The sequence below is a fragment of the Desulfofalx alkaliphila DSM 12257 genome (assembly GCF_000711975.1).
In the GTDB taxonomy this organism is placed as follows: Bacteria; Bacillota; Desulfotomaculia; order Desulfotomaculales; family Desulfohalotomaculaceae; genus Desulfofalx; species Desulfofalx alkaliphila.
In genome coordinates, this window is record NZ_JONT01000010.1 from 25503 (window position 1) to 38974 (window position 13472).

A 13472-nucleotide genomic window follows, 5' to 3' on the forward strand; every position below is an offset into this window, starting at 1 on the left:
GGGCAGAAAAGTGCAGTTTAATGTCAATGATTTAAAATATAACGAGGCGGGCTTAATACCGGCCATTATTCAAGAGGCAGACAGCAAGGAAGTTTTAATGATGGCCTGGATGAATAAGGAGGCAGTGGCCAAAACGCTGGACACCAAAGAAACCTGGTTTTACAGCCGCAGCAGGAAAAAGCTGTGGCATAAGGGTGAAAGCAGCGGGCATGTGCAGAAGGTAAGGTCAATCTACTATGACTGCGATGCTGATACACTCTTGGTGCTGGTGGAACAAAGGGGACCCGGTGCCTGCCATGAGGGTTACAGCACTTGTTTTCACTACCGGATAAAAGAGGACAGGACCGTTCAGGTGGAAGGTGAGCGGCAGTTTAATCCCGCTGAGGTGTACGGGGATGAAGGCTTGGCCGGTGCAGACATCATCGATGAACTGTACCGGGTGATCTTAGAGCGCCAGGCCAATCGGCCGGAGGGTTCCTATACCACCTATTTATTTAACAAGGGTGTAGACAAAATTTGTAAAAAAGTAGGGGAAGAGTCGGCAGAGGTTATTATAGCTGCCAAAAACCAAGATGTCCAAGAGCTTACATACGAAAGCGCAGATTTAATTTACCACCTACTGGTGCTGATGGCTGACCGGGGCGTAACAACAAAGCAGTTATTTGCGGAACTGGAAAAAAGAAGAAAGTAGTAAGGGAGAGCCCCATTGGCTCTCCCTTAAACACTTTATTAATCGGCCGCCCTGGCCGGTTTGTCTAACCCCTTTTCTTACCAGGTGGTAAACTTTAATTTAATAACTATTCTATTTTCATCGGTCTCATGGATGACGTCTGTGACTGCAAAGACTTCGCTTTCAATTACCACCTTTTCACCTATACGAGGTACGGCGTTGTAATCAATTTGCCTAGACTTGATTACCTTTTCTTGTCCATCTTCCGGGAAGTGGGTCCATAAACTGTACCTTGGCATTGATATACCCCCTATGGCTTTTAGATTATTATAGCAAAGCCTGTTAGATTTGGTAAGCCCGGACCTTATTTCTAGACTAGTCAAAATATACTGATAAATTATTTTGCTTCCATATCTTTGTTAATCAAGGGCCGGTTTTATGTTATAATACACAGCAGTGTAAGGTGTTGGAGGTTAAAAATGGAGCATATATTAGAAAACTTAAATGAGGCACAACGACAGGCTGTTCAGCAAACTGAAGGGCCTGTTTTAGTACTGGCCGGTGCAGGCAGCGGCAAAACCAGGGTGCTGACTCACCGGATAGCTTATCTCTTAAAAGAGGGGGTTGCCCCCTGGAACATCTTGGCCATTACTTTTACCAATAAGGCTGCACGGGAAATGAGAGATAGGGTGGAACAAATGGTTTCTGCAAGCCAAGCCAGGGAACTGTGGGTGAGTACCTTTCACTCCGCCTGTTTGCGCATATTGCGCCGGGAAATTCAAGCGCTTGGTTATGACAGAAACTTTGTTATCTATGATGATGCAGACCAGCAAACGGTAATAAAAGAGTGTTTAAAGGAACTAAACATAGACGATAAGCGTTTTTCAGCCCGGTCAATTTCCGCTGCCATATCTGCCGCTAAAAACAAACTGATGGAGGCCGACCGCTATCTAGAGCAGGCAGAGGACTTTTACACCCAAACGGTGGCCAGGGTTTACCAATTATATCAACAAAACTTGCTGATAAACAACGCTGTGGATTTTGATGACCTGCTTTTACTCACTGTGAAGCTCTTTGAGCAGCACAGCCATGTGCTCACCTACTACCAGGACCGCTTTAAGTACATATTGGTGGATGAATATCAAGATACCAACCAGGTGCAATATGTGCTGGTAAATATGTTGGCCCAGCGCCACCGAAACCTTTGTGTGGTGGGGGATCCCAACCAGTCAATTTACCGCTGGCGGGGTGCGGATATAGAAAACATACTGAACTTTGAGCGGGATTATAAAGAGGCGAGGGTTATAAAGTTAGAGCAAAACTACCGCAGCACCCAAACAATACTGGAGGCAGCCAACGCAGTGATTGCCCACAATGCCAGCAGTAAAAAATTAAAACTGTGGACAGCCTTGGGCGAAGGCGAGCCCATAGTATTTAAATACTGTCAAGATGAGCGCGATGAGGGTTACTATCTCAGCCGCACTATCCGCCGCCTGGTGAGTGAAGAGGGTTACCGCTACAGTGATTTTGCCGTGCTATATCGCACCCATGCCCAATCAAGGGCCATTGAGGAAAGACTGATGACAGCCAATATTCCCTACAATATTGTGGGGGGGCTAAAGTTCTATGACCGAAAAGAAATCAAAGATTTGCTGGCCTATTTACGCCTGCTGGTTAACCCCCGGGATGCGGTGGCCTTTCAAAGAATAATTAATGTGCCCAAGCGGGGCATTGGCCCTGCCTCTGTTGCCAAGATGCAGAATTGGGCAGCGGAAAATAAGGTTGGCTTGGTGGATGCCTTGGCCAATGCCGCTGTGATACCGGGCTTAACTGCTAAAGTACGGGCTGCGGCGGCAGAGCTGGCTGATATGTTTGGGCAATTGAAGGAGCAAGAAGGCTATTTAAGCGTAACTGACTTGGTGGAGCAGGTGCTGGAGCGGAGCGGCTACCTAAACGAGCTAAAAAAGGAAGATACGGTGGAGTCCCGTACCAGAATAGAAAACCTGCAGGAGTTCTACACTGTGACCAAAGAGTATGACCTTAATAATGAAGAAGGGTCCCTGGAAGATTTTTTGGCCAATATTTCACTGGTTACCGATTTAGACAGCTACCAGGGGGATGCCAATGCCGTTTCTTTGATGTCCCTGCACATGGCCAAGGGCTTGGAGTTTCCGGTGGTGTTTTTAACCGGCATGGAGGAAGGTATATTCCCCCACCTGCGCTCCTTGGATGAGCCGGAGGAAATGGAGGAGGAACGGCGAATTTGTTATGTGGGCATTACCCGGGCCCGGCGGCTCTTATATCTCACCTACTGCTGGAGCCGTACTCTGTACGGGCGCACCCAAAACAACCTGCCTTCCAGGTTTATTGAGGAAATACCCGATGAACTGATCAGCCGGGATGTGCTGCACCAATCCGGTAGCAATAACAGCATCAGGACTTCACCGGCCGGCGCTTCAAAGGAAGTAGGCACCTTTCTTTTAGGTGACAATGTGGTGCACCGCAAGTGGGGTGAAGGTGTTGTGGTGGCTGTAAAGGGTGAAGGGAAGGATGCCGAAATTAAGGTGGCTTTTCCTGAACAGGGCATCAAAACCTTAATTGCCCAATACGCTCCTTTAGAAAAGGTAACAAAGTAAAGGCTCAGTACGCCTTCCTGGCCAATTAACCGCCGGCTAAGGTCTGCTGCTGCCCTGACGGGGGAATAATGTTACTGGGGGTATGGGATGACTCGATTAATCTTGGCAGCGATACTTACTGCATTAATCCATTTGATAAATACCTTGATTTATTCTGTGCGGCCGGCTGGGGTGCATACCAAGCGCTTGGCCATTGCCTACTCGCTTTTTAATGTGATTTTTTTATTTGCCAGCACCGCCAACATGGTGTTGGCACCTTTGCTGTCTTCCATTGTTGAGCACGGTATTCAGCGGGCATCGGCAGCCAGCCCCGGTGTGGATATTTCAGGGATAGTGAACACCGCCCTTTACCAACAGGAATTGGCGGCCCTTAACCAGGACATCCGGCTGGTTATTTTGGCTGCCACGGCGGGAACCCTGGTGGGAATTATATTCATTCCTACCTTTGTGAGGGTATTTGTGCGTGGAATAATGCTTTTTGATGAAATAAAATCGGTGCCCAAAATGCTGCTGATGCTACTGTTTAGCCCCCGGCGAATTATTAGTTTACTGCGCTCCTTTGAATTGCCCGGTAAAGATATGGTCCGGCGGGCAAGGGCAAAGAAGGCTAATCTGCCTAAGACCTTTTTGTGGATGAATTTTTTTGCCAATGCCATCTTTACCACCAGTGTGCTGTCAGCCATGTATGCCGGTGCCTTGTTTCCGGAGTTCAGGGCCACTTCGGTGGTGCTGTCCGGGGTGGTTAACGGATTTGCTACCCTGATGTTTGTAATGGTGGTGGACCCCACCGCGGCAATGATTACCGACCAGGCCTTGCGCGGTGAAAGGGACGAATATGACGTTAAGCAAATGTCTTTTTACCTGGCCCTGACCAGGTTGGGGGGCACAGTGCTGGCCCAGGCTATTTTTGTTCCGGCGGCACTGCTCATTCAGTATGTAGCCATGTTCATTGCCCACCCGCCCTTTTAGAATTGTGGAATTAGAAATTTAATATCGGGAGCGTTTGTTATGTCCAGTATTGAAAAGGCCCGGGCAGAGCTTGACAGTCTGCGCCGGGAGATTGAAGAACATGATTACCGGTACTATGTTTTAGATGACCCGGTGATTGATGACAGCCAGTATGACCAATTGATGAAACGCTTGCTGCAGTTGGAAAAGGAATATCCCCAATTGGTGACACCGGATTCCCCGTCCCAAAGGGTGGGCGGACAGGTGCAGGAGGGCTTTAAGCCCGTTAGGCACCTGGCGCCCATGCTCAGTTTAGGCAACTCCTTTGATGAAGGTGAACTGCGGGATTTTGATCGCCGGGTGCGTGCTGCCCTGGCCGGTCAATCGGTGGAGTATGTGGTGGAACTGAAAATAGACGGCCTGGCCATATCTTTGGTTTATGAAAAGGGTATTTTTGTGCGCGGGGCCACCAGGGGAAACGGTGAAATGGGGGAAGATATTACCCAAAATTTAAAAACGGTGGGCAGTATTCCCTTGCGCTTGCGCCGGCCGGTGGACAGGCTGGAGGTGCGGGGCGAAGCCTATATGCCCAAGGATGCCTTTGCCGACTTGAACGCCCGGCGGGAGGAAAGGGGTGAACCCCTCTTTGCCAACCCCCGCAACGCAGCTGCGGGAAGCCTGCGCCAATTGGATCCCGGCATCACTGCCCAGCGCCGGATAAGCACCTTTATCTATGCCATCGGCCATGTGGAGGGCCAGGCGCTGCCTAATCATTACGCCGGTTTACAGTGGTTAAAGGAACTGGGCTTCCGCACCAATCCTGAGGTGCAGGTTTTCGACCACATATCCAAGGTGATAGAGTATGTCAATAGCTGGCAGCAAAGGCGTTTTGATCTGCCCTATGCCATAGACGGTTTGGTCATTAAGGTAAACTCAATAGAGCAACAAGAGGCCTTGGGTTTCACTGCCAAAAGCCCCCGTTGGGCCATTGCCTATAAGTTTCCGGCAGAAAAGGCCATAACCCGGGTGGAGGATATTAAACTTACCGTGGGTCGCACCGGTGTGCTCACCCCCACTGCCTTTCTTACACCGGTTGCGGTGGCGGGCAGCACCGTGAGCAGGGCGGTGCTGCATAATGAAGATATTATTAAAAAGAAGGATATCAGAATTGGCGACACGGTGGTGGTGCATAAGGCCGGGGATGTTATTCCGGAAATTGTGGAAGTATTGGTGGATAAAAGAAGGGGCCAGGAGAGAGAATTCATCTATCCGGACCATTGCCCCGAGTGCGGCACCCAGCTTGTGAGAGCGGCGGGGGAAGTGGCCCACCGCTGCCCCAACACCCAATGCCCTGCCAGAAACAGGGAAGGCATCTTTCACTTTGTATCCCGGGGGGCAATGGATATTGAAGGCCTTGGGCCGGCAGTGGTTACCCAATTGCTGCGGGAAGGTTTAATTTCCGATGCGGCAGATCTGTATAGCCTCAAATTTGAGGATTTAATTGAGTTGGAGCGTTTTGGTGAAAAATCCGCACAGAATTTATTGAATGCCATAGAAGACAGCAAGGAGCGCCCCTTAAGCCGGCTGATTTTTGCCCTGGGAATTCGCCATGTGGGACAAACCGCCGCCAAAAAGCTGGCAGAGCACTTTGGTAGCCTGGATGGGTTGGCCCGGGCCACCGAGGAAGAATTGCTGGCGGTTTATGAGGTGGGGCCCAAAATGGCTGAAAGTATTGTCAAATGGTTTGCCCAAGAAAACAACATAAAGTTGCTAAATAAATTAATTTTTGCAGGAGTTAACACCGCCCATGAAGAAACTTCAAAGACGTCCGATGAGAGCCTGGCAGGAAAAACCTTTGTATTAACGGGAACGCTGGCCGATTTTACCCGCCGGCAGGCTAAAGCTGCCATCGAGGCCCGGGGCGGCAAAGTTACTTCCAGTGTCAGCAAAAAAACCGACTTTGTGGTTGTGGGTGAGAATCCGGGGTCAAAATATGAAAAGGCCCAAAGCTTGGGCATAGAAATTTTAACTGAAGAAAAATTTAAGAAACTGGTAAACTAAACTTATTTTTAAATCATAAAGGAGGCGTTTAAAATTAGTAAACATGTATCAATAATGGTTTTTGGCGGCGACATACCCACCTTTACCGGCGGTTGAGGCCCAAGACCGGGAGCCGGTTGCGGTTCCGACAGGAGTGCAAGGGAAGAATTTGAAGAATTTGCTTCACAAATGCAAACCAAATATGGCGAAGGAATATCGGTGGGCTTTGTGGACTTGATGAAAGATGACCTGTCGCCATATCCTGAAGTTAAGAAACTGATGGGCAGATTCCACCCGCCGCTGATTGTAATTGACGGAGAGCCCCGCTTCCACGGTGGCCTATCGGTGGAAATGATTTCAGAAGCAGTGGACGAAATCAAGAACAGCAAAGAAAACTAGCAATATAACCCCCGTTTAGGGGGTTATCTGCTTTAATTGTCATAACTTGCACATAAAAGAAAATCTTTGATATAATGTTTGCAGTTTCTAAGCCTTGACAGGCTTAGTCTTTGTATTCGGAAGGAAGGTGTTAGGCTTGATTGGCAATAAAGAATTGGAGCAGATGGCTTTAATGAGCAGGTTAGAGCTAAAGGAAGAGGAAAAGGAACTGTACACCAAACAGCTGAATGATATACTGGAAGAGGCCAAAGTGCTGCAGGAACCGGATACTGATGAAGTGCAGCCCACTGTCTATGTACTGCCGATTAATAACGTGTTTAGGGAAGATGTGGTGGGCGAACACCTTGCCAATGAAAAGGTGCTGGCCAATGCCCCTGAGTCGGAAGGGAACTTCATTAAGGTACCCAAGATAATTTAATTTACTACCGATGAGGAGGGGATTTTTTATGTCTTTACATGCCATGACAGTCCATCAACTGCATGAATTGTTGGTGAAGAGGGAAGTCAGTGCTGAGGAAATAACAAAGGCGGTATTTGAACGTATTGATCAAGTGGAAAATAAGGTAAAAGCCTATATCACCTTAACCAAAGAAGAGGCCATAGAAAGGGCGCGGCAGGTAGACAGGCGCATGGCAGCCGGCGAAAAGGTATCCCCCCTGGCCGGCATACCCATTGCCGTTAAAGATAACATTTGTACAAAAGATGTGCCCACTACCTGTGCTTCAAAGATGTTGGAGAACTTTGTGCCCCCATACAATGCCACTGTGATGGAAAAACTCAATGCCATTGGCGCGGTGACGGTTGGCAAAACCAACCTGGATGAGTTTGCCATTGGTTCATCCACTGAAAATTCAGCATTTCAGGCTACATATAACCCCTGGGATTTGGAGCGGGTGCCCGGCGGCTCCAGCGGTGGCTCCGCAGCTGCGGTGGCAGCAGACCAGTGCATAGCGGCCCTGGGTTCTGACACCGGCGGCTCAATTAGGCAGCCCGCTGCCCTATGCGGGGTGGTCGGTTTAAAACCCACCTACGGTGCGGTGTCCAGGTATGGTCTGGTGGCCTATGCTTCTTCCTTAGACCAAGTTGGCCCCATAACCAAAGACGTTACCGACTGTGCTTTAATGATGAATGCAATCTGCGGCTATGATCCTTTAGATTCCACCTCGGCCAAGGGTCAGCAGGCCGATTATACAAAATTCCTGCAGAGGGACATCCGGGGATTAAAAATCGGTGTGCCTAAGGAGTATATGGATGAGGGGCTGGCCCCGGAGATGCGGAGGGTGATAGAGGAGGCCATTATTACCTTTTCCAATGAAGGTGCGGTGGTGGAGGAAACCAGCCTACCCCATAGCCGCTATGCCTTGTCTGCATATCAAATAATTGCCTCTGCAGAGGCCAGTTCCAACTTAGCCCGCTACGACGGTGTGGCCTTCGGCTACCGCCAAGCCAATGCAGAGGATATTTTGGAAATGTTTATAAAAAGTCGCAGTGAGGCCCTTGGGGATGCGGTGAAAGGGGCAACCCTTCTTGGCACCTATGCCCTTTCTGCCGGCAATTATGACACCCATTATTTGAAGGCCCTAAAGGTTCGGACGCTGATAATCCAAGATTTCCAGAAAGCCTTGGATAAGTATGATGTTTTATTGTCGCCGGTAACCCCCACCCCTGCCTTTAAGTTCGGCGAAAAAACCGGCCACCCCATGGAAATGTGTTTGCAGCATAAATATACACTGCCGGTAAACTTGGCGGGTCTTCCTGCAGTATCAATCCCCGGTGGTTTTATAGGCGGACTGCCGGTGGGACTGCAATTGATAGGTAAGCACTTCAGTGAAGATACATTACTGCGGGCTGCCTATACCTTTGAACAAAATACCGATTTCCACCGTAAGCGTGCGGCTCTATAAGGGAGGTATGTGCAGTGGCTCAATGGGAAGCTGTTATAGGTTTAGAAGTGCACGTTGAATTGAAAACCAATACTAAGTTATTTTGTAATTCCTCCACGGAATTTGGCGGTGACCCCAACACCCATGTTTGTCCCATATGTCTCGGTATGCCCGGCACCATGCCGGTCTTAAATAAAAGGGTGGTGGAGTATGCCGTTAAGGCGGGTTTGGCCTTGAATTGCCGGATCAACCGCTATTCAACATTCGATCGCAAAAACTATTTTTACCCCGATGTGCCAAAAAACTGGCAGACCTCGCAGAATTACTTGCCGATAGCCAGCAAGGGCTATTTGGATATTGAAGTAAACGGCAGCTCAAAAAGGATAGGTATTCACCACCTGCATATGGAAGAGGATGCGGGTAAGCTGGTGCACCAGGGCACCATTATTAGCTCGCCTTACTCCCTTGTGGACTACAACCGGGCTGCCGTGCCCTTGATTGAAATTGTATCCGAGCCGGATATCCGCACACCGGAGGAGGCCAGGGCTTATCTGGAAAAGCTAAAGGCCATTATTCAATATACCGGCATATCTGACTGTAAAATGGAAGAAGGTTCGCTCCGCTGTGATGCCAACATATCTATCCGGCCAAGGGGTTCCGATGAATTTAACACTAAAACGGAAATTAAAAACATGAACTCCTTTAGAGCCCTGCAGCGGGCGCTGGAATATGAGATAGAGCGGCAAATAGATGTGGTGGAAGACGGCGGAGAAGTTGTTTCGGAAACACGCACCTGGGATGAGGATAAGGGGGTAACCCTTTCCATGCGTGAAAAGTTACAGTCCCAGGACTACCGGTGTTTTCCGGAGCCTGATTTGCCGCCGATAGTACTGGAGGAAAAGTGGGTTGAGGAAATAAAGGCCGGTTTACCTGAACTGCCCGATGCCCGTAAGGCAAGGTATGTTGACCGGTATGGCCTGCCTGCCTATGATGCTGAAGTGTTGACCCTTACCAAGGAAACATCGGACTATTTTGAAGAGGTGCTGGAACATTATCCCCAGGCCAAGACGGTGAGCAACTGGATAATGGGGGATTTTTCCCGCCTAATGAATGAGAACAATTTAGAAATTAGCGACAGCTCTGTGTCGCCGGTGCAATTGGCGGATTTGCTTAAACTAATCGACAAGGGAACAATTAGCGGCAAGATTGCTAAAACCGTACTGGAAGAGATGGTGAAAACGGGCAAGGATCCGGTTAAGATAGTAGAAGAAAAGGGTTTGGTACAGATAACAGATGAGGGCGAAATATCCCGCATTATTGATGAAGTGCTGGCCAATAACCCTAAGTCGGTGGCAGACTACCGCAGTGGTAAAACAAAGGCAATGGGCTTTTTGGTGGGCCAGACCATGAAGGCCACCAAGGGGAAGGCCAATCCCGAATTGGTAAATAAACTGCTCAAGGAAAAATTACAGTAGCTAGTATAATTTGGAGGAAGGCATGATCACAGCTTCCAAGGATGTTTTTTATAACATATTAATGGGTGAGTGGAAAGATTTAAACATTAAGGTGCTTCAGGTATCCAATGACGGAAAAGCATATTCGAAGGTATTTAGGTTAGTGGATTTTGTCTTTGATGAAGTTGAGGCCTGTGAAAACTGTGGTGCCCCGGCGGCTAACTGTGATGAATGTGACGGGGTGCTGGAGATACTGGTCTTGGTGGGCTTTGTTAATATTAACAAACGAAGGGTAGAGGAGGGGGTGGTGGTACCCCTTATTGGCGATGTGCTCTTTGATGTGCGAGAGGGACATGTGGTCATCCTTTCTGATACCGATATCACCGTTATTAGCAGGGCCGGAGAAAACAGTGTTCTTGGCAGGGACGGTGTCATTGATGAACACACAGCCGGCATTACCATGACTAATAATAACGGCAATAATGTCAGAGTAAAACTGCGCCTCTATCTGGTCACTGATAATAAGATAAAGAGATTGGCCCTCACTGCCATGCATGATGGGCGGGTCTTCAATGATTTGGCCGGAAAAAAGGCTGTGGTGGCAGAACTGACTTATGCCCAGCAGGATAAGAGGGTTGTTTATCTCAGGGCTCTGCGGCTCTTTTACGTGTATTTTGATTTGGACGGTAAAATAAATGAGGAATTAACCTTTCCTAAGCGGTCCAGTCAGGAGCTGCCCAAAAGGAGTAGCAAACAAAAGGTGGTAAAGTTGGGCAGGCGTGACAGGTACCCGGAGCTGACAAGGGAACAAAAGGACCTGGTAAAGAAAAGACTGCTAAGGGATTTCGGACAGGAGGTCTGGGATAATACCCCCATGCGGGTAAAGGCCATCTTGGATTGACAACTGCCGCTTAATTGGCCATACAACCGTTCAGGGAAGGCCTTTTATTTTAAATTTGGCTTAAGGCAGCTCAGGCCGAAAATATTGCTGTTGGGCGGAAGCCCTTAAAAAACAATAATGCAGCTTATTGCTAAAATGCAGCCTTGAGCTGCATTTTTTTTCATTTCACCGGGCTTTTGCTGACTTGGGGCGGTCCCGCCATTATACTTGGTATGACAAGGAAAAAAGGAGGACCTAAATTGCATAACCTAACAGAAGTGGAAAAGGAAAAGCTGCTAAACAAATTAATGTCAGCTCAACTTAAATTGAGCTTAGGCCTGTTTTCGGTTTTTGTGGTGGTGCTGCTGGGAACGCCGCTGCTTTGTTACTTCTATCCGGATATTGTCAATTACCGTGTGTTTGGTTTTCCCCTTAATTGGCTTTTTCTCGGATTGTTGTTTTACCCCCTTACCTGGGCAGTTGCCTGGATTTATGTAACTAAGTCCATTGCCATGGAAGAGCAGTTGGCAAGAGAATATAGAGAAGGTGGTGTGGCAGTTGACGGAGGTAGCATGGATTCCGTTGGTATTTGTAACAGCACTGACGGTGGGTACCGTTATGCTGGGGATGTACGTTCAGAAAAGTGTTAAAAGTGCTTCCGATGTCTATGTTGCATCGCGTTCAGTAAGTGTACCGATGAATTCGGCAGCCATCTCCGGCGAATACCTCAGTGCGGCTTCTTTTATGGGTATTGCCGGGATGGTGATGAAGTTTGGTTATGATGTTTTATGGTATCCTGTGCTCTACGCCACCGGTTACCTTTTTTTACTGTTTTTTATTGCCAGTCCCCTGAGAAGATTTGCCGCCTATACCATACCGGATTTCGCCGAGGGGCGTTTCAACAGCCCGCTTTTTCGCAAGGTGGCGGTGCTTTTTGTGCTGGCCATAGGCTTTTTTTACACCATGCCCCAGATGAAGGGGGCAGGGGTGGCCCTGGTAAACATCCTGCATACCCCTTATTGGGTTGGGGTGGTGCTGGTTGGTGCGGTGGTAACCTTTAACGTGGCTCTGGGAGGTATGAAGGGCATTACCTTTGTGCAGGCCTTTCAGTACTGGGTTAAATTGGTGGCCATTTCTGTCCCGGTGGTAATAATATTTTATTTTGTGGGCGGATACGGCACCAACATGGCCATGATTGAATCAGGAGGAGACGGCGGCAAGCACCGTCCCGTTTTTCTCAGCGATCAACAGGTTCATTACCGGGGAGAGGACAGCATTGTTTTTTATGAAAACACAACGGCATATTTTATAAACGGTGCCACCGTAAGCGGCGGCCCGGTGGGCGACCGGCAAGGTGTTTTTTATCTGTCTGAGGTGCTGAAGGCCGATGGATCCCATGGGACAGCAGATGCTGCAATGGTCGGCTCAGAAACAATGCGCTTTGAGCCCGGCACTAAATTTACCGTTAGCCCTCCGCCGGGGGTTGAAGGAATAAAATTAACGGTAAATCCATTGGGGGATGAAGAACGGGTGACGGTGCTTTACCCCGAGGGCCAGGTGGTTCCCCATGCCCCGACCGATGAGAGTTGGCTTAAACCCTTTGGCCCCTTTACGTCAAAATACGGTCATCCGATGCTGTACACCTATTCCTTGATTATAGCTATTTTGTGCGGCACTGCGGGGCTGCCCCATGTGCTGGTGAGGTTTTATACCAACCCCGACGGCAAAAGTGCCAAAAGAACAGCCCTCTGGGTGATGGTGCTGCTGGGTTCCTTTTATATATTCCCGCCCATGTTTGGGGCCCTGGGACGCCTATATTCGCCGGAACTTTATGCGGTGTCTGCGGGGTCTTACTCCACCGATTCGGTGGTGCTGGTGCTGCCCTTGATGCTCAATGAGATGGTGCCCCACCTGGGGTCTCTGCTTGCCGGTTTCACTGCTGCCGGGGCCTTTGCCGGCTTTATGACCACCTTTTCCGGCTTATTGGTTTCCCTCACCGGGGCACTGGCCCACGACGTTTACGGCAGCATGTTAAGGCCCAAGGCCACCCCCTGGCAGAGAATAATGGCTTTTCGCCTGGCTGCAGTCGGTGCCGGCACTGTGGCTATGCTGCTGGGCACCCTGGTGGAAAGTTTTGATATCAACATGATGGTGGGCTGGGCCTTTGCCATCGCTGCTGCATCATACTTTCCAATGCTCATTGTCAGTGTGTGGTGGCGGCGCACCACTGCCCTGGGAGCCAGCCTGGGTATGCTGCTGGGAGGAACCGTTGCCTTGGCAGCCATTGTATCCACCATGCTGGCAGATAAAAAGATATTGCCCGCTTTGGCTGAATGGTATGCAGTGAACCCCGTATTCCGCACCCTGGCAGAACAGCCGGCCATTTGGGCAGTTCCCTTTGCCTTGACCGTGATAGTGGTGGTGTCCCTATTGGATAAAAGGATACCGGCCGACGTAAGCAATAAAATGCTGGTACTGCATGCCCCTGAAGAATTGGGATTTAACGATGAGTATATTAAAGAAGAGCAACGTCCGTCAAAAACAGGTTAAGCTGTATGGGCA

12 protein-coding genes are annotated in these 13472 nt (G+C 49.1%); 11 read left to right on the top strand and 1 reads right to left on the bottom strand.

What is annotated here, in order from left to right:
* Positions 1–10 precede the first annotated feature (10 nt).
* Positions 11–691, top strand: coding sequence for a bifunctional phosphoribosyl-AMP cyclohydrolase/phosphoribosyl-ATP diphosphatase HisIE (hisIE, locus tag BR02_RS0106840; protein ID WP_031515517.1), 681 nt, complete (start codon positions 11–13; stop codon positions 689–691).
* Between the two features lie 77 nt (positions 692–768).
* Here the strand turns inward: hisIE and BR02_RS0106845 are convergent, their stop codons facing one another.
* Positions 769–969 carry a hypothetical protein gene (locus BR02_RS0106845; protein WP_031515519.1) on the bottom strand — a complete coding sequence of 67 codons (201 nt, stop codon included), beginning with the start codon at positions 967–969 and terminating at the stop codon, positions 769–771.
* A 180-nt stretch (positions 970–1149) separates the two neighbouring features.
* On the opposite strand from BR02_RS0106845, the gene pcrA reads away from it, so the two are divergent.
* The 10 genes from pcrA (at position 1150) to BR02_RS0106895 (ending at position 13460) form a co-directional block, all read left to right on the top strand.
* Positions 1150–3306 (top strand): DNA helicase PcrA, encoded by a 2157-nt coding sequence (gene pcrA / locus BR02_RS0106850; RefSeq protein WP_031515521.1) that lies wholly within the window; start codon positions 1150–1152, stop codon positions 3304–3306.
* Between the two features lie 87 nt (positions 3307–3393).
* A complete protein-coding gene (locus BR02_RS0106855) occupies positions 3394–4275 on the top strand; it encodes a lipid II flippase Amj family protein (protein WP_031515523.1) in 882 nt (293 codons plus the stop codon).
* Between the two features lie 39 nt (positions 4276–4314).
* Complete coding sequence (ligA, locus tag BR02_RS0106860) at positions 4315–6315, top strand: NAD-dependent DNA ligase LigA (protein ID WP_031515525.1); 2001 nt, start codon at positions 4315–4317, stop codon at positions 6313–6315.
* Positions 6316–6483: 168 nt separating this feature from the next.
* A complete protein-coding gene (locus tag BR02_RS0106865) occupies positions 6484–6693 on the top strand; it encodes a hypothetical protein (protein ID WP_031515527.1) in 210 nt (69 codons plus the stop codon).
* Between the two features lie 136 nt (positions 6694–6829).
* Positions 6830–7111 (top strand): Asp-tRNA(Asn)/Glu-tRNA(Gln) amidotransferase subunit GatC, encoded by a 282-nt coding sequence (gatC, locus tag BR02_RS0106870; protein ID WP_031515529.1) that lies wholly within the window; start codon positions 6830–6832, stop codon positions 7109–7111.
* 28 nt (positions 7112–7139) lie between these two features.
* Entirely contained in the window at positions 7140–8597 is a 1458-nt protein-coding gene (gatA, locus tag BR02_RS0106875; RefSeq protein WP_031515531.1) for an Asp-tRNA(Asn)/Glu-tRNA(Gln) amidotransferase subunit GatA, read from the top strand.
* A 14-nt stretch (positions 8598–8611) separates the two neighbouring features.
* Entirely contained in the window at positions 8612–10051 is a 1440-nt protein-coding gene (gene gatB, locus BR02_RS0106880; RefSeq protein WP_031515533.1) for an Asp-tRNA(Asn)/Glu-tRNA(Gln) amidotransferase subunit GatB, read from the top strand.
* Positions 10052–10073: 22 nt separating this feature from the next.
* Complete coding sequence (locus tag BR02_RS0106885; protein ID WP_031515535.1) at positions 10074–10931, top strand: hypothetical protein; 858 nt, start codon at positions 10074–10076, stop codon at positions 10929–10931.
* A 239-nt stretch (positions 10932–11170) separates the two neighbouring features.
* Entirely contained in the window at positions 11171–11560 is a 390-nt protein-coding gene (locus BR02_RS0106890; protein WP_051688176.1) for a DUF485 domain-containing protein, read from the top strand.
* Positions 11469–13460, top strand: a complete 1992-nt coding sequence (locus BR02_RS0106895) for a sodium/solute symporter (protein ID WP_031515539.1) — start codon at positions 11469–11471, stop codon at positions 13458–13460. Before BR02_RS0106890 ends, BR02_RS0106895 begins: the two co-directional genes overlap by 92 nt.
* Positions 13461–13472 lie beyond the last annotated feature (12 nt).